Genomic DNA, 16,506 nt, shown 5'->3' on the forward strand with positions numbered 1-16,506 from the left:
CATGTCTGCCTTTCCTGCTACCGCCCCGCGCCTGGGGCTCTATCCGGTGGTTGACAGCCCCGCCTGGATTGAACGCCTGCTGACAGCGGGCGTGCGCACATTGCAGCTGCGCATCAAAGATCAGCCTGATGAGATTGCCGAACCCGCGATTGCTCAGGCGATAGCGCTGGGCAAACGCTACGATGCGCGCCTGTTTATCAATGATTACTGGGAGCTGGCGATCAGACATGACGCCTATGGTGTGCATCTGGGTCAGGAAGATCTGGATGTTGCCGATCTCGCCCGGATTCGCCAGGCAGGATTGCGGCTCGGGATCTCCACCCATGATGATACCGAGCTGGATCGCGCCCTGGCGATCCAGCCCTCTTACATTGCACTGGGACATATCTTCCCGACGCAGACCAAAGCGATGCCCTCTGCGCCTCAGGGCGTGGAACAACTGAAGCGGCACCTGGCACGCCTGACGCACATCCCCACCGTGGCGATTGGCGGTATCTCGATTGCCCGGGCACCGGAAGTCCTGGCAACCGGCGTGGGCAGCATTGCTGTGGTAAGTGCGATTACCCGGGCAGATGACTGGCGTGAAGCCACGCGCACCCTGCTGGCGCTGGCAGAGCCTCACGGATAGCGATTTCCGGAACCTGTCCCGCATCCTGGCGGCAAATACGGTAACGTCCACCACTTTCCGGGAAAGCGGCGCGCAGAAGCAGAGGCTGAGGGTGGCACCTCCTGAACCGGTACTTTAACGTGGCCGTCGTCAGGTGAAGGTTATCTGACCAGGGCCGGTTCCCTCCTCTTGCCGGCCCTGCTTCCTCTTCGGTTTAAGCGACATCGGGAGCGGAAGCAGGCGTCTCATGCTGACAGGAGAGCATGGCGCGTTCCACAGCCGCCCCCAGCCGTGCCAGCGCCTGTTCCGTCTGATCGGTGATGGGCAGCGCAAAGTTCAGACGCAGACAGTTGCGATATTTCCCCGATGCTGAAAAGAGTGAGCCGACGGCAATCTGGATTTTTGACTCGCGCAGTTCGCGGTTAAGCCGGACGGCGTCAAACGCTTCAGGAAGTTCTATCCACATCATAAAACCGCCCTGAGGACGAGAGACGCAGATACCGCAGGGAAAGTAGTGGCGCACCCAGCAGCTGAAAGTTTCATAGTTGTGGTGATAGATCTGCCGCATCCGGCGCAGATGAGGCTGATAATGCCCCTGGCGGATAAACTCGGAAACGGCATGCTGAGGCTGCGTAGCCGTAGAGCCTGTGACGATATATTTCATGTGCAGCACGCGGTCGCGATAACGGCCAGGTGCCACCCAGCCAACCCGCAGACCAGGCGCCAGCGTTTTTGAAAAGGAGCTGCAGAGCAGAACCCGGCCATCCATATCGAGCGCCTTAATGGCGGGCGGACGGGGATATTCCCAGGCTAACTCACCATAAACGTCATCTTCGATGATGGCCGCATCAAAACGCTGCGCCAGCGCCAGTAACGCCCGTTTGCGTGCCTCAGGCATGATAAAGCCGAGCGGATTATTGCAGTTCGGAACAACGATGACCGCTTTAATGGGCCACTGGTCAAAAGCCAGTTCCAGCGCCTCAAGACTGATGCCGGTTATCGCATCGGTCGGAATCTCAATGGCCCGGATGCCAAAGCCACGCAGGGTTTGCATGATACCGTGAAAAGAGGGCGACTCGACGGCGATGATATCGCCCGGTTCACAGACCGCCCGCACGGCTACCGATAAGGCTTCATGGCAGCCGGTCGTGATAACAATATCATCGGCGGTAAGCTGACAGCCGCTATCGATCGCCAGCCGGGCAACCTGTTTCCGCAGCGCGAGGACGCCATAGAGGGTGTCATAATTCAGCAGGCCAGACTCCTGCTTCTGAGCCTGACGGCTGAAGGCTTTCCACAGCGGCTTCAGGGTCGGCTGGGTCAGATCGGGCATGCCGCTGCCCAGTTGCAGTACGTCATCTTCCAGCCGGCTGTTGAGCAGCTCCAGCACCGCGTCCCACTGCGTCACCTCAACAGGCCGCTGCACGGGACGGGTCAGCGCAGGTACCGGCGGCGTGGCTTTGTGCGACGCCACAAAATAGCCGGAGCGCGACTGCGGGATAATCATCTGCTTCTCTTCCAGCAGGCGATAAGCCTGCTGCACCGTGCTGATACTCACCCCATGTTCCGCACTCAGGCTGCGCACAGAGGGCAGACGCTCCCCGCTGCGAAACAAGCCCTGTTCGATACGCTGTGCCAGCAACGTGGCCAGATGTTCATAGCGGGTCATTGTATCCTCTCCTGCCAGCGTGATGATGAGCGACCAGTACAGTCTGGCTTCTTTTTTACCATTCAGATCGCGATCTCTTCAATCTGTATGTTAATAAAAGGTGATTTTTGAGTCTGTATCATACAGGTGTATCCCCGGAAAATAGTGCTCAGGCCAATCATTGAGGAAACTATCATGGGATATGATGAAAATCGCGCCGCTAAGCCTTTTGCCGTTACGCCTTACCTTCTGCTCCGTTATCTCTGGCGCAGCTTCAGACGCTGGCAGCTGCGGCGCGAAACGCGCGCTATTCTGTCGAGACTTAGTGACAGTCAGCTGAAAGATATCGGCATCGACCGCAATGACTGGAATGGCTGAATCAGAGACAAAAAAAACCCTGCCGAAGCAGGGTTTTTATCAGGCGAAGGACGATTAATCGTCTTTGCTGCCGCCTAGGCCGGCGTTCAGCAGTTCAGCCAGACTGGCTGAGGCTTCATCCGCAGTCACCTGCGGTGCAGCCGGAACTTCACCCGCCGCTTTACGGCGCATACGATCCTGATGGTATGCATAACCGGTACCGGCCGGGATCAGACGACCCACGATGACGTTCTCTTTCAGGCCGCGCAGTTCATCACGCTTGCCTGCTACTGCTGCTTCGGTCAGGACACGGGTCGTTTCCTGGAACGATGCGGCAGAGATGAACGATTCGGTTGCCAGTGACGCTTTGGTAATACCCAGCAGGTCACGTACGAAGGTTGCGCCAACTTTTCCGTTCGCTTCCAGATCACGGTTAGAGATCTTGATGCGAGAGAATTCAGCCTGCTCACCTTCCAGGAAGTCGGTGCTTCCTGCGCTCACGATGGTCGCTTTACGCAGCATCTGACGAACGATGACTTCGATGTGCTTATCGTTAATCTTAACGCCCTGCAGACGATAAACTTCCTGCACTTCGTTAGTGATGTAACGGGTCACCGCATGCACACCACGCAAGCGCAGGATGTCATGTGGAGACTCTGGGCCATCGGAAACCACGTCACCGCGCTCAACACGTTCGCCTTCGAACACGTTCAGCTGACGCCATTTCGGAATCATCTCTTCGTATGGCTCACTGCCATCCAGCGGCGTGATGACCAGACGACGTTTACCTTTGGTCTCTTTACCGAAGGAGATGATACCGCTGATCTCAGCCAGGATAGCCGGCTCTTTCGGACGACGCGCTTCGAACAGGTCAGCAACGCGTGGCAGACCACCGGTAATATCCTTGGTACCGCCAGATTCCTGCGGAACACGCGCCAGCGTGTCACCGGCACTGATCTTAACGCCATCTTCCAGCTGAACAATCGCTTTACCCGGCAGGAAGTACTGAGCAGGCATATCAGTGCCTGGGATCAGAACGTCGTTGCCGCTGGCATCAACAATTTTCAGCGCAGGACGCAGATCTTTACCGCCTGACGTACGTTCAGCACTGTCCAGCACCACCAGCGAAGAAAGACCGGTCAGGTCATCTGTCTGACGGGTAATGGTCTGGCCGTCAATCATGTCGGTGAAGCGAATGAAACCGCCTACTTCGGTGATAACTGGCATGGTATGCGGATCCCAGTTTGCTACGGTTTCGCCCGCTGCAACCTGCTCACCATCACCTTTCGCCATGGTAGAACCGTAAGGAACTTTATAGCTCTCTTTGGTACGACCAAATTCATCGATCATTTTCAGTTCGACGTTACGCGAGGTGATCACCAGCTTACCTGCCGAGTTCGTTACCGACTTGGCGTTGGTCAGCTTGATGGTACCTTTGTTCTTCACCTGAATGCTGGATTCAGCAGCCGCACGTGATGCCGCACCACCGATGTGGAACGTACGCATCGTCAGCTGTGTACCCGGCTCACCGATGGACTGTGCCGCGATAACACCGATCGCTTCACCTTTGTTGATGATGTGACCACGTGCCAGGTCGCGACCATAGCAATGCGCACACACACCAAAGTCAGTTTCACAACCTACGACCGAACGCACTTTCAGGCTGTCGACTGAGTTCAGTTCCAGCACGTCACACCAGTGCTCATCGAGCAGGGTGTTACGTGGAACCAGAATGTCAGCCGAGCCCGGCTTCAGAACGTCTTCCGCAGTCACACGACCCAGAACGCGTTCGCGCAGTGGCTCTTTCACGTCGCCACCTTCGATGACCGGGGTCATCATGATGCCTTCGTGCGTTCCACAGTCATCTTCGGTCACAACCAGATCCTGGGCAACGTCAACCAGACGACGCGTCAGATAACCGGAGTTCGCGGTTTTCAGTGCAGTATCCGCAAGACCTTTACGCGCACCGTGGGTTGAGATGAAGTACTGGAGTACGTTCAGACCTTCACGGAAGTTCGCGGTAATCGGCGTCTCGATGATGGAGCCATCTGGCTTCGCCATCAGACCACGCATACCGGCCAGCTGACGAATCTGTGCAGCAGAACCACGCGCACCGGAGTCGGCCATCATAAAGATGCTGTTAAAGGAAACCTGTTTCTCTTCTTCGCCGTCACGGTTAATCACGGTTTCGGTAGAGAGGTTTTCCATCATCGCCTTGGCAACACGTTCGTTGGCTGCGGCCCAGATATCGATGACTTTGTTATAACGTTCACCCGCGGTAACCAGACCAGACTGGAACTGTTCCTGGATCTCAGCCACTTCCGCTTCCGCTTCGGTGATGATTTCCACTTTCTTCTCTGGAATAACCATGTCGTCGATACCGACTGACGCGCCTGAACGGGCTGCGTAGGCGAAACCGGTGTACATGGTCTGGTCAGCAAAGATAACGGTCGGCTTCAGCCCCAGAATGCGGTAACAGGTGTTCAGCATTTTGGAGATCGCTTTTTTACCCAGCGCCTGGTTCACGATGGAGTAAGGCAGACCTTTCGGCACGATCATCCACAGAATGGCACGGCCAATCGTGGTGTCGATCAGGCTGGTTTTAGCGACCCACTCATCCTGCTCATTTTTCTCGTGTTCGGTGATACGCACCTTAACGCGAGCGTGCAGTGAGGCCAGGCCAGCGCGATAAATACGCTCAGCTTCTTTCGGACCAGTCAGTACCATGCCTTCGCCTTTGGCGTTAACACAGTCACGGGTCATGTAGTACAGACCCAGTACAACGTCCTGAGAAGGAACGATGATTGGCTCGCCGTTCGCAGGTGACAGGATGTTGTTGGTAGACATCATCAGCGCACGCGCTTCCAGCTGGGCTTCCAGCGTCAGCGGAACGTGAACAGCCATCTGGTCACCATCGAAGTCGGCGTTATACGCCGCACAAACCAGCGGGTGCAGCTGGATAGCTTTACCTTCGATCAGAACCGGTTCAAAGGCCTGAATACCCAGACGGTGCAGCGTAGGCGCACGGTTCAGCAGAACCGGGTGCTCACGGATCACTTCGTCGAGGATATCCCAGACAACCGCTTCTTCGCGCTCAACCATTTTCTTCGCGGCTTTGATGGTGGTGGCCAGGCCACGCAGTTCCAGCTTGCCGTAAATAAACGGTTTGAACAGTTCGAGTGCCATTTTCTTCGGCAGACCGCACTGATGCAGACGCAGGTATGGACCCACGGTGATAACCGAACGACCGGAGTAGTCGACACGTTTACCCAGCAGGTTCTGACGGAAACGACCCTGCTTACCTTTGATCATGTCAGCCAGCGATTTCAGCGGACGCTTGTTGGAACCGGTGATCGCACGACCGCGACGACCGTTATCCAGCAGTGCATCGACTGCTTCCTGCAGCATACGCTTTTCGTTGCGCACGATGATATCTGGCGCAGCCAGATCCAGCAGGCGCTTCAGACGGTTGTTACGGTTGATCACGCGACGATAAAGATCGTTCAGATCTGACGTAGCAAAACGTCCGCCATCCAGCGGAACCAGCGGACGCAGATCCGGTGGCAGAACAGGCAGCACGGTCAGGATCATCCACTCTGGCTTGTTACCAGACTGAACGAACGCTTCCAGCAGCTTGATACGCTTGGTCAGCTTTTTACGCTTGGTTTCAGAGTTGGTTTCGTTCAGCTCTTCACGCAGCTGCTCGCACTCCTGGTCCAGATCCATGTTTTTCAACAGGGCCTGGATCGCTTCGGCGCCCATTTTGGCGTCGAACTCGTCACCGAACTCTTCCAGTGCGTCAAGGTACTGCTCTTCAGTCAGGATCTGACGCTTCTCGAGGTTGGTCATGCCACCTTCGATTACCACGTAAGATTCAAAGTAGAGCACGCGCTCGATGTCACGCAGTGGCATATCCAGCAGCAAGCCGATACGCGATGGCAGTGACTTCAGGAACCAGATGTGCGCAGTCGGCGACGCCAGTTCGATGTGGCCCATACGCTCACGGCGTACTTTAGTCTGGGTCACTTCAACGCCGCACTTCTCACAAATCACACCACGGTGTTTCAGACGCTTGTACTTACCGCACAGGCACTCATAGTCTTTTACCGGCCCGAAGATACGGGCACAGAACAGACCATCGCGCTCTGGCTTAAAAGTACGGTAGTTAATGGTTTCTGGCTTTTTCACTTCACCAAAAGACCAGGAACGGATCATGTCTGGCGAAGCCAGCGCAATTTTGATCGCATCAAACTCTTCGGTCTTAGTTTGCGCTTTCAGAAACTTAAGTAAGTCTTTCACGGATTAGCTCCCGTCGGAGTGAGACTCAGGGGGCGTCCAACCGAAATTGAACGCCCCGTAACCAGTACAATTGCGAGCGCTTAAACCCTGCGCTTTCAGGCGGCGGCGAACCACAGCCTGAAATGGGGGTTACTCGTCTTCCAGCTCGATGTTGATACCCAGCGAGCGAATCTCTTTCAACAGTACGTTGAAGGATTCCGGCATGCCCGGTTCCATCTGATGGTTGCCGTCAACGATGTTTTTATACATCTTGGTACGGCCGTTGACGTCATCAGACTTAACGGTAAGCATTTCCTGCAGGGTATACGCGGCACCGTATGCTTCCAGTGCCCATACTTCCATCTCACCAAAGCGCTGACCACCGAACTGCGCCTTACCACCCAGCGGCTGCTGAGTAACCAGGCTGTAGGAACCGGTAGAACGTGCATGCATCTTGTCATCAACCAGGTGGTTAAGTTTCAGCATGTACATGTAGCCAACGGTTACCTGACGTTCGAACTGTTCACCGGTGCGGCCGTCAAACAGGGTAATCTGACCGGAAGAAGGCAGACCGCCGAGCTGTAACAGCTCTTTGATTTCGCTCTCTTTCGCGCCATCAAACACCGGCGTTGCGATTGGCATACCTTTTTTCAGGTTCTCTGCCAGGCGCAGCACTTCGTCGTCGGAGAAGGTGTTCAGGTCAACTTTCTGACGCAGATCGCTTCCCAGGTCATAGGCACGCTGGATGAATTCGCGCAGTTTCGCGACTTCTTCCTGCTTCTTCAGCATGGCGTTGATTTTCTCACCAATGCCCTTCGCTGCCATCCCCAGGTGTGTCTCAAGGATCTGACCGATGTTCATACGCGATGGTACGCCCAGCGGGTTCAGTACGATGTCGACCGGCGTACCGTTCTCATCGTAAGGCATGTCTTCGATTGGGTTGATCTTAGAGATAACACCTTTGTTACCGTGACGACCTGCCATCTTATCACCAGGCTGGATCTGACGTTTAACGGCCAGATAAACCTTAACGATTTTCAGCACGCCCGGTGCCAGATCGTCGCCCTGGGTGATCTTACGGCGCTTGCCTTCGAGTTTTTTCTCAAACTCGTGCTTCAGTTCGTCGTACTGCTCTGCCAGCTGCTCCAGCTGATTTTGTCTGGCTTCATCAGTCAGACCCAGCTCCAGCCAGCGCTCGCGCGGCAGCTTGTCCAGCTTGTCAGCTTCAACGCCACCTGCGATCAGGACGCTCTGGATACGGCTGAACAGGCCCGCTTCCAGGATCTGCAGCTCTTCAGACAGGTCTTTCTTAGCCTGCTTCAGCTGCATCTCTTCGATTTCGAGCGCACGTTTGTCTTTTTCCACGCCATCGCGGGTAAAGACCTGAACGTCGATCACGGTACCTGACACGCCATTCGGCACGCGCAGTGATGAATCTTTTACGTCAGAGGCTTTTTCACCGAAGATCGCACGCAGCAGCTTCTCTTCTGGCGTCAGCTGGGTTTCACCTTTCGGGGTAACCTTACCAACCAGAATGTCACCACCGGTCACTTCAGCACCGATGTAGACGATGCCTGACTCATCCAGTTTAGAGAGTGCAGCTTCACCCACGTTCGGGATATCAGCGGTAATCTCTTCCGGCCCCAGTTTGGTGTCACGCGACACGCAAGCCAGTTCCTGGATGTGGATGGTGGTAAAGCGATCTTCCTGAACCACGCGCTCGGAGACCAGGATGGAGTCTTCGAAGTTGTAACCGTTCCACGGCATGAACGCGACACGCATGTTCTGGCCCAGCGCGAGTTCACCCAGATCGGTGGACGGGCCATCTGCCAGCACGTCACCGCGCTCAACCGGCTCACCCAGAGAGACACATGGCATCTGGTTGATGCAGGTGTTCTGGTTTGAACGGGTATATTTGGTCAGGTTATAGATGTCGATACCGGCTTCGCCCGCGTACATCTCATCTTCGTTAACTTTGATAACGATACGTGATGCATCAACATACTGAACGGTACCACCACGTTTGGCGACGGCAGTAACACCGGAGTCAACGGCAACAGCACGTTCCATACCGGTACCAACCAGCGGCTTATCTGCACGCAGAGTCGGAACGGCCTGACGTTGCATGTTCGCACCCATCAGAGCACGGTTGGCGTCATCGTGTTCCAGGAACGGGATCAGGGATGCACCGACAGAAACCACCTGCTGGGTGGAAACGTCCATGTAGTCAACCTGATCGCGGCTGAACAGACTCGATTCGCCTTTGCTACGGCAGGTGACCAGGTCATCAACAAACGCGCCGTTTTCATCGAGCGGGGCGTTCGCCTGAGCGATAACGTAGTTACCCTCTTCAATAGCAGAGAGGTAGTGGATCTCGTCAGAAACCAGACCGTCGATAACACGACGATAAGGCGTCTCAAGGAAACCATACTCGTTGGTCTGTGCATAAACAGACAAGGAGTTGATCAGACCGATGTTCGGACCTTCAGGGGTTTCGATTGGGCAGACACGACCGTAGTGCGTTGGGTGTACGTCACGCACTTCGAAGCCGGCACGCTCACGCGTCAAACCACCCGGGCCAAGTGCAGAGATACGACGTTTGTGCGTAATCTCTGACAGCGGGTTGTTCTGATCCATAAACTGTGAAAGCTGGCTTGAACCGAAGAACTCTTTCACCGCAGCCGAAATCGGCTTCGCGTTGATCATGTCCTGTGGCATCAGCGTATCGAGGTCGCCCAGAGAGAGACGCTCTTTAACCGCACGCTCAACACGCACCAGGCCGACACGGAACTGGTTCTCAGCCATTTCACCGACTGAACGAATACGACGGTTGCCGAGGTGGTCGATATCGTCCACTTCGCCTTTACCGTTACGGATGTCGATCAGTTTTTTCATCACTTCGATGATGTCTTCTTTGCTCAGGATACCTGAACCTTCGATTTCATCACGCAGCAGTGAACGGTTGAACTTCATGCGGCCGACGGCAGAGAGATCGTAACGATCTTCAGAGAAGAACAGGTTCTCGAACAGGTTCTCTGCAGCTTCACGCGTTGGCGGCTCACCAGGACGCATCATGCGGTAGATCTCAACCAGTGCGCTCAGGCGATCGCTGGTTGGGTCAACACGCAGGGTCTCAGACATATATGGACCGTGGTCCAGATCGTTGGTGAACAGCGTTTCGATGCGTTTGTGACCCGACTGGCTCAGTTTGGCCAGCAGATCCAGTGACAGCTCCATGTTCGCTGCAACAATCAGCTCACCGGTGCTCTCATCGATGTAGTCTTTAGCAACCACTTTGCCCGCGATATATTCAACCGGAACTTCGATGTGCTGAATGCCATCTTTTTCCAGCTGACGAATATGACGCGCAGTAATGCGGCGACCTTTTTCGACGTAGACGGTGCCGTTCGCTTCGATATCGAAGGTCGCGGTTTCACCGCGCAGGCGCTCAGGCACCAGCTCCATCTGCAGCTTGTTGTCGCGAATTTCAAACACCACTTTCTCAAAGAAGAGATCGAGGATCTGAGGTGTTGTGAACTGCAACGCACGCAGGATGATAGTGGCCGGCAGCTTACGACGACGGTCAATACGGACAAACAGGTTATCTTTCGGGTCAAACTCAAAGTCGAGCCATGAACCGCGGTAAGGGATGATACGTGCGTTATAAAGCACTTTACCCGAAGAGTGGGTTTTACCCTTATCGCTATCAAAGAACACGCCAGGACTACGGTGCAGCTGAGAAACGATAACGCGCTCGGTACCGTTAATAACAAAGGTACCGTTGTCGGTCATGAGCGGAATTTCGCCCATGTAGACTTCTTGTTCTTTAATGTCTTTTACGGTGCCTTCTGGCGCTTCGCGCTCATAGATCACCAGACGCAGTTTCACGCGCAGCGGTGCCGAATAGGTCACGCCACGGATCTGACACTCTTTCACGTCAAAGACAGGTTCGCCCAGGCGATAGCTCACATACTGCAACTCAGAGTTGCCGCTGTAGCTCGCAATAGGGAATACAGAGCGGAATGCAGCTTCCAGCCCGTACTGACCTTCTGGATCTTGCTCGATAAACTTCTGGAACGAGTCGAGCTGGATGGAAAGGAGATAAGGTATGTCCAGTACTTGTGGACGTTTACCAAAATCCTTACGAATACGTTTTTTCTCGGTATAGGAGTAAACCATAGGGTTCCTCAGCTAGCTGACAAGTCGACCCACGCTGTCCGTCCTGACAGGACAGTTCATGCAACACGATTTTGTTTGATTCACTGGCTGCGCGGCAGCAGTGCAATACCTCTTTCTATCACGCTTAAATCATTTCATCGCTTTTGTGAAGGCAGGGAACCCGCACAGGAAAGCGGTATATTAAGTCGTCGATAGAGAAAGATATTGAAGAGTAGCAATGGACAAACAGTGTGAAACCCCATTGAGACCCTGTAGCGCAAAAAGGCTGGTGACCAAAAAGTCACCAGCCATCAGTCTGAAACTACTCAGACTGCAACCCGAAGGTTGTCTTACTTAACTTCAACTTCAGCGCCAGCTTCTTTCAGAGCAGCTTCAAGTGCAGCTGCGTCATCTTTGCTGATGCCTTCTTTGATTACGCCAGTTGCTTCAACCAGGTCTTTGGCTTCTTTCAGGCCCAGACCAGTTGCAGTACGTACGGCTTTGATGACTGCTACTTTGTTCGCGCCAACAGCTTTCAGTACGACGTCGAATTCAGTTTTTTCTTCAACAGCTTCAGCCGGGCCCGCAGCAACAGCTACAGCAGCAGCAGCAGAAACGCCGAATTTTTCTTCCATAGCAGAAACCAGCTCAACAACTTCCATTACGGACATCGCTGCAACAGCTTCCAGAATTTGGTCTTTAGTGATAGACATGACAATTGTTCCTAAGAATCAGAAAAAGTTTATACGTAAGCAGGTACGAAGAAAAGAAAAGGGCCTTAAGCCGCTTCTTTTGCATCGCGTACAGCAGCCAGAGTGCGGACCAGTTTGCCGGCAGCGGCTTCTTTCATGGTCGACATCAGACGTGCCAGTGCTTCTTCGTAGGTCGGCAGAGTTGCCAGACGGTCAATATTGGCCGCCGTGATCAGCTCACCTTCAAAGGCTGCAGCTTTGACCTCAAATTTTGCATTCGCTTTCGCGAAATCTTTGAACAGACGAGCAGCAGCGCCCGGGTGTTCCATAGAATATGCAATCAGGGTCGGACCAACAAACGTGTCTTTCAGGCACTCAAACTGAGTTCCTTCAACGACGCGGCGCAGCAGGGTGTTACGAACAACACGCATGTAAACGCCAGCTTCACGACCTGCTTTACGCAGTTCGGTCATTTTATCAACGGTAACGCCACGGGAATCCGCAACAACCGCTGAAAGCGCACCTTTGGCTACTTCGCTGACTTCAGCAACAATTGCTTGTTTGTCTTGAAGATTTAATGCCATTAGCTTTTGCTCCTGGATTTGACCGGGAAAGGATTTCCCCGGAACTCACTTCACTTACTCACCCAAAAGGGGAAATAAGCGCTCGAACACGGTGAGCAGAATCCAGCTAAGAAAAAATTCTTTTGGTTCTGTCACCGTCTACGCAGGGTATTAAGCGGACTATCCGGAGATAGACAGCTCCTGCGGTCTTGGACGGAGGCCAGGATAAGGCCTGGCTCCAACCTAAATTCTGTGTGACGCAGCAGAATCAGAGGGAAAGGCGTTAAACGCCGCTGTCGCATCTGACTCTCTGGTGTCCTGTTCTGCTAATAACAGAACAACGGGCGTAAGATTCTAGGTGAATTTTTCGCCCGTTTCAAGCAGCAATTAGTTTGCTGTTGCGTTCAGACCAGCCTGGTCAACGGCAACGCCGGCGCCCATGGTGGTTGAAAGGCTGACTTTCTTGATGTACACGCCTTTCGCCTGAGATGGTTTCGCTTTTTTCAGCGCAACCAGCAGAGATTCCAGGTTTTCTTTCAGTTTGTCAGCGTCAAAGTCCACTTTACCGATGGTAGTGTGGATGATGCCGTTTTTGTCGTTACGATAACGAACCTGACCTGCTTTAGCGTTCTTAACCGCTTCAGCAACGTTAGGGGTTACAGTACCGACTTTCGGGTTTGGCATCAGGCCGCGTGGACCCAGAATCTGGCCCAGCTGGCCAACAACGCGCATTGCATCCGGAGAAGCAATAACAACGTCAAAATTCATTTCGCCTTTCTTGATCTGCTCAGCCAGGTCTTCCATACCAACCAGCTCTGCGCCAGCAGCTTTTGCCGCTTCAGCGTTTGCGCCCTGGGTGAAGACAGCAACACGTACTGAACGACCAGTACCGTGTGGCAGAACGGTCGCGCCGCGTACGTTCTGATCAGATTTACGTGCATCGATGCCGAGGTTGACAGCAACGTCAACGCTTTCAACGAACTTGGCAGTCGCCAGTTCTTTCAGCAGAGCAACAGCTTCAGCAATGTCATACTGCTTGGTCGCGTCAACTTTGTCGCGAATTACGGTCATGCGCTTGGTCAGCTTAGCCATTTCTTAGTCCTCTACTACCAGGCCCATGGAACGAGCAGTACCTTCGATTGAGCGAGTCATCGCTTCAACGTCAGAACCAGTCATGTCCGCAGCTTTGGTTTCTGCGATTTCACGTACCTGAGCACGGGTCACTTTACCGACTTTATCTTTGTTCGGCTTACCAGAACCAGACTTGATGCCCGCTGCTTTTTTCAGCAGTACGGCAGCCGGAGGGGTTTTGGTGATAAAGGTAAATGAACGGTCGCTGTATACAGTGATAACAACAGGAGTCGGCAGACCTTTTTCCAGAGATTCGGTCTTCGCGTTGAACGCTTTGCAGAATTCCATGATGTTAACACCCTGCTGACCCAGAGCTGGACCAACCGGTGGACTTGGGTTCGCCATACCAGCTGCAACCTGCAGCTTGACGTAGGCTTGGACTTTCTTAGCCATGATATTTCCTCAATTGGGTTATAGCGCCTTTAAAAGGCTCCCCGTGATAACGATTTATACGCCGTTGCCAGCGCATAAAAACAAAAGGCGCGAAATTGTAGTTAAATTTCGCGCCTGCTGCAACAGCTAAATTGTGAGCGGAAAGAGGTTAACCTTTCTCCACCTGACCGAAGTCGAGTTCAACCGGTGTTGCACGTCCGAAGATGGAGACAGAAACCGTCAGGCGGCTCTTCTCGTAATCCACATCCTCAACCACACCGTTAAAGTCAGCAAACGGACCGTCGTTAACGCGAACCATTTCGCCTGGTTCAAACAGCGTTTTCGGACGAGGCTTGTCGCCGACCTGCTGCAGACGGTTCATGATCGCATCAACTTCTTTATCGCTGATAGGTGCCGGACGGTCAGATGTGCCGCCGATGAAACCCATCACGCGCGGGACGCTGCGCACCAGGTGCCAGCTGGCGTCATTCATCACCATCTGAACCAGTACATATCCCGGGAAAAACTTGCGCTCGCTCTTACGACGCTGGCCACCACGAATTTCAACGACTTCTTCAGTCGGAACCATGACGTCGCCAAACAGCTCTTCCATGTTGTGCAATTTGATATGCTCGCGCAGCGACTGTGCTACGCGGCCTTCAAAACCGGAAAACGCCTGTACGACGTACCAGCGTTTCTTTGGAGCTTCAGACATCTCAGAACCTCAGGCCAGTGATAAACGATACCAGACGGACCAGAATACCATCCAGCCCCCACAAAATCAGTGACATCACGGCGGTAACCGCGGCAACGATTAACGTGGTGTGCAGCGTTTCCTGGCGGGTTGGCCAGATAACCTTACGCATTTCTGTTCTTGCTTCACGAGCAAAAGCCACGGTCGCTTTGCCTTTGGTCGTTAAAAGCGCAATGCCGCCAGCCGCTGCGATCAGTACAACTACGGCTAACGCACGCAGTGGCAGTGACACATCACGATAGAGGTAGTTACCTACAATCGCTGCAAGCAGCAGTAATACGACTACTACCCACTTTACCGCTTCCAGGCCACGCCCGCTCCCTTGAGCTTCGGTATTCGCACTCATAAACCAACCTGCCACAATAATTCAGAAACTATTCTGCCCCGCAGTGCGAGGCGTCCAAACCGAATGAGCTTTTGGGGCGTAACTCGGTATCCAACGCCGCATGACAGAGCCTGTCTCAGCAATGATTATGATCGAAAATCACTGATGAGCCAGGTTCTATGAAACAGCGTGCAAAAAGGGCATCAAATGATGCCCTTTCCGTGTGCATTGCGTCAAACGTTATCGGTAATTATGCGATAACTTTAGCAACAACACCCGCGCCAACGGTACGGCCACCTTCGCGGATTGCGAAGCGCAGACCTTCGTCCATTGCGATTGGGTGGATCAGGGTAACAACCATTTTGATGTTGTCGCCTGGCATTACCATTTCAACGCCTTCTGGCAGCTCTACTGAACCGGTCACGTCAGTGGTACGGAAGTAGAACTGTGGACGGTAGCCCTTGAAGAACGGAGTATGGCGGCCACCTTCGTCTTTAGACAGAACGTAAACTTCTGACTCGAACTGGGTGTGTGGCTTGATGGTGCCTGGCTTAGCCAGAACCTGACCACGCTGGATGTCTTCACGCTTGATACCGCGCAGCAGAACACCACAGTTTTCGCCTGCCTGACCCTGGTCCAGCAGCTTACGGAACATCTCAACACCGGTACAGGTTGATTTCGCAGTATCTTTGATACCTACGATTTCAACTTCGTCGCCGACTTTAACGATGCCGCGCTCAACACGACCGGTAACAACGGTACCACGGCCAGAGATTGAGAATACGTCTTCGATTGGCAGCAGGAACGGCATGTCGATCGCACGAACCGGATCCGGGATGTAGTTGTCCAGGTGCTCAGCCAGCTCGATGATTTTCGCTTCCCACTCAGCTTCGCCTTCCAGCGCTTTCAGAGCAGAACCACGAACGATTGGAGTGTCGTCGCCTGGGAAGTCGTACTGTGACAGCAGGTCACGTACTTCCATCTCAACCAGTTCCAGCAGCTCTTCATCATCAACCATGTCACACTTGTTCAGGAACACGATGATGTAAGGAACGCCAACCTGACGACCCAGCAGGATGTGCTCACGGGTCTGTGGCATCGGGCCATCAGTCGCAGCAACAACCAGGATCGCGCCGTCCATCTGCGCAGCACCGGTGATCATGTTTTTCACATAGTCGGCGTGGCCTGGGCAGTCAACGTGAGCGTAGTGACGTGAAGCAGTCTCATACTCAACGTGTGCGGTGTTGATGGTAATACCGCGGGCTTTTTCTTCAGGGGTGCTGTCGATCTGGTCGAATGCACGCGCCTGGCCGCCGTTGGTTTTAGCCAGTACGGTAGTGATTGCTGCAGTCAGGGTGGTTTTACCGTGGTCAACGTGACCGATGGTGCCCACGTTTACGTGCAGTTTGTTACGTTGAAATTGCTCTTTAGCCATCGCTAGTCCCTCTAAGACACGGATATATCAATGATATCATCACATTAACCAGGCAATGCCTGACTGCAAGGAAGTTACAGAGAAAATCAGGAGGGAGATTAAAGGAAGTGGTGCTGATACCCAGAGTCGAACTGGGGACCTCACCCTTACCAAGGGTGCGCTCTACCAACTGAGCCATATCAGCAC

At 53.7% G+C, this 16,506-nt stretch carries 12 protein-coding genes and 1 tRNA gene; 2 read left to right on the forward strand and 11 right to left on the reverse strand.

The genetic code is table 11. The features are described 5' to 3' along the window. The first annotated feature begins 1 nt into the window (after position 1). Entirely contained in the window at positions 2-628 is a 627-nt protein-coding gene (gene thiE, locus OJ965_RS19770) for a thiamine phosphate synthase (protein ID WP_058958345.1), read from the forward strand. A 193-nt stretch (positions 629-821) separates the two neighbouring features. Here thiE and OJ965_RS19775 read toward each other — a convergent pair whose 3' ends face one another. After that, positions 822-2,276: an aminotransferase-like domain-containing protein gene (locus OJ965_RS19775; protein WP_265137562.1), complete on the reverse strand. Its 1,455-nt coding sequence runs from the start codon at positions 2,274-2,276 to the stop codon at positions 822-824. Between the two features lie 174 nt (positions 2,277-2,450). Here OJ965_RS19775 and OJ965_RS19780 point away from each other — a divergent pair, with 174 nt between their 5' ends. After that, positions 2,451-2,633 carry a DUF1127 domain-containing protein gene (locus tag OJ965_RS19780; RefSeq protein WP_009092656.1) on the forward strand — a complete coding sequence of 61 codons (183 nt, stop codon included), beginning with the start codon at positions 2,451-2,453 and terminating at the stop codon, positions 2,631-2,633. 54 nt (positions 2,634-2,687) lie between these two features. On the opposite strand, the gene rpoC is transcribed toward OJ965_RS19780, so the two are convergent. The 10 genes from rpoC to OJ965_RS19830 all read right to left on the reverse strand — a co-directional run bounded on the left by rpoC (position 2,688) and on the right by OJ965_RS19830 (position 16,504). Next, positions 2,688-6,911 carry a DNA-directed RNA polymerase subunit beta' gene (gene rpoC, locus OJ965_RS19785; RefSeq protein ID WP_009092657.1) on the reverse strand — a complete coding sequence of 1,408 codons (4,224 nt, stop codon included), beginning with the start codon at positions 6,909-6,911 and terminating at the stop codon, positions 2,688-2,690. Between the two features lie 129 nt (positions 6,912-7,040). Next, positions 7,041-11,069 carry a DNA-directed RNA polymerase subunit beta gene (gene rpoB, locus OJ965_RS19790; RefSeq protein WP_046100987.1) on the reverse strand — a complete coding sequence of 1,343 codons (4,029 nt, stop codon included), beginning with the start codon at positions 11,067-11,069 and terminating at the stop codon, positions 7,041-7,043. A gap of 329 nt (positions 11,070-11,398) precedes the next feature. Then, complete coding sequence (gene rplL / locus OJ965_RS19795) at positions 11,399-11,761, reverse strand: 50S ribosomal protein L7/L12 (protein ID WP_009092660.1); 363 nt, start codon at positions 11,759-11,761, stop codon at positions 11,399-11,401. 65 nt (positions 11,762-11,826) lie between these two features. Beyond that, positions 11,827-12,324: a 50S ribosomal protein L10 gene (rplJ, locus tag OJ965_RS19800; RefSeq protein ID WP_003848098.1), complete on the reverse strand. Its 498-nt coding sequence runs from the start codon at positions 12,322-12,324 to the stop codon at positions 11,827-11,829. Between the two features lie 366 nt (positions 12,325-12,690). Further along, positions 12,691-13,395, reverse strand: coding sequence for a 50S ribosomal protein L1 (rplA, locus tag OJ965_RS19805; protein WP_009092662.1), 705 nt, complete (start codon positions 13,393-13,395; stop codon positions 12,691-12,693). A 3-nt stretch (positions 13,396-13,398) separates the two neighbouring features. Then, positions 13,399-13,827, reverse strand: coding sequence for a 50S ribosomal protein L11 (gene rplK, locus OJ965_RS19810; RefSeq protein WP_006121495.1), 429 nt, complete (start codon positions 13,825-13,827; stop codon positions 13,399-13,401). 148 nt (positions 13,828-13,975) lie between these two features. Beyond that, positions 13,976-14,521, reverse strand: coding sequence for a transcription termination/antitermination protein NusG (nusG, locus tag OJ965_RS19815; protein WP_003848088.1), 546 nt, complete (start codon positions 14,519-14,521; stop codon positions 13,976-13,978). A 1-nt stretch (position 14,522) separates the two neighbouring features. Further along, positions 14,523-14,906 carry a preprotein translocase subunit SecE gene (gene secE / locus OJ965_RS19820; protein WP_008927141.1) on the reverse strand — a complete coding sequence of 128 codons (384 nt, stop codon included), beginning with the start codon at positions 14,904-14,906 and terminating at the stop codon, positions 14,523-14,525. Positions 14,907-15,135: 229 nt separating this feature from the next. Then, on the reverse strand, positions 15,136-16,320 hold the full coding sequence (tuf, locus tag OJ965_RS19825) for an elongation factor Tu (protein WP_167429651.1): 1,185 nt from the start codon (positions 16,318-16,320) through the stop codon (positions 15,136-15,138). Positions 16,321-16,428: 108 nt separating this feature from the next. Further along, positions 16,429-16,504 (reverse strand) — tRNA-Thr (locus OJ965_RS19830). Positions 16,505-16,506 lie beyond the last annotated feature (2 nt).

The organism is Pantoea anthophila (assembly GCF_026104315.1).
GTDB lineage: Bacteria > Pseudomonadota > Gammaproteobacteria > Enterobacterales > Enterobacteriaceae > Pantoea > Pantoea anthophila.

Bases quoted from the DNA above. Each gene is read 5' to 3' on its own strand.
- thiE (WP_058958345.1), top strand. From the start codon at position 2: ATGTCTGCCTTTCCTGCTACCGCCCCGCGCCTGGGGCTCTATCCGGTG.
- OJ965_RS19775 (WP_265137562.1), bottom strand. From the start codon at position 2,276: ATGACCCGCTATGAACATCTGGCCACGTTGCTGGCACAGCGTATCGAA.
- OJ965_RS19780 (WP_009092656.1), top strand. From the start codon at position 2,451: ATGGGATATGATGAAAATCGCGCCGCTAAGCCTTTTGCCGTTACGCCT.
- rpoB (WP_046100987.1), bottom strand. From the start codon at position 11,069: ATGGTTTACTCCTATACCGAGAAAAAACGTATTCGTAAGGATTTTGGT.
- rplL (WP_009092660.1), bottom strand. From the start codon at position 11,761: ATGTCTATCACTAAAGACCAAATTCTGGAAGCTGTTGCAGCGATGTCC.
- rplJ (WP_003848098.1), bottom strand. From the start codon at position 12,324: ATGGCATTAAATCTTCAAGACAAACAAGCAATTGTTGCTGAAGTCAGC.
- rplA (WP_009092662.1), bottom strand. From the start codon at position 13,395: ATGGCTAAGCTGACCAAGCGCATGACCGTAATTCGCGACAAAGTTGAC.
- rplK (WP_006121495.1), bottom strand. From the start codon at position 13,827: ATGGCTAAGAAAGTCCAAGCCTACGTCAAGCTGCAGGTTGCAGCTGGT.
- nusG (WP_003848088.1), bottom strand. From the start codon at position 14,521: ATGTCTGAAGCTCCAAAGAAACGCTGGTACGTCGTACAGGCGTTTTCC.
- secE (WP_008927141.1), bottom strand. From the start codon at position 14,906: ATGAGTGCGAATACCGAAGCTCAAGGGAGCGGGCGTGGCCTGGAAGCG.
- tuf (WP_167429651.1), bottom strand. From the start codon at position 16,320: ATGGCTAAAGAGCAATTTCAACGTAACAAACTGCACGTAAACGTGGGC.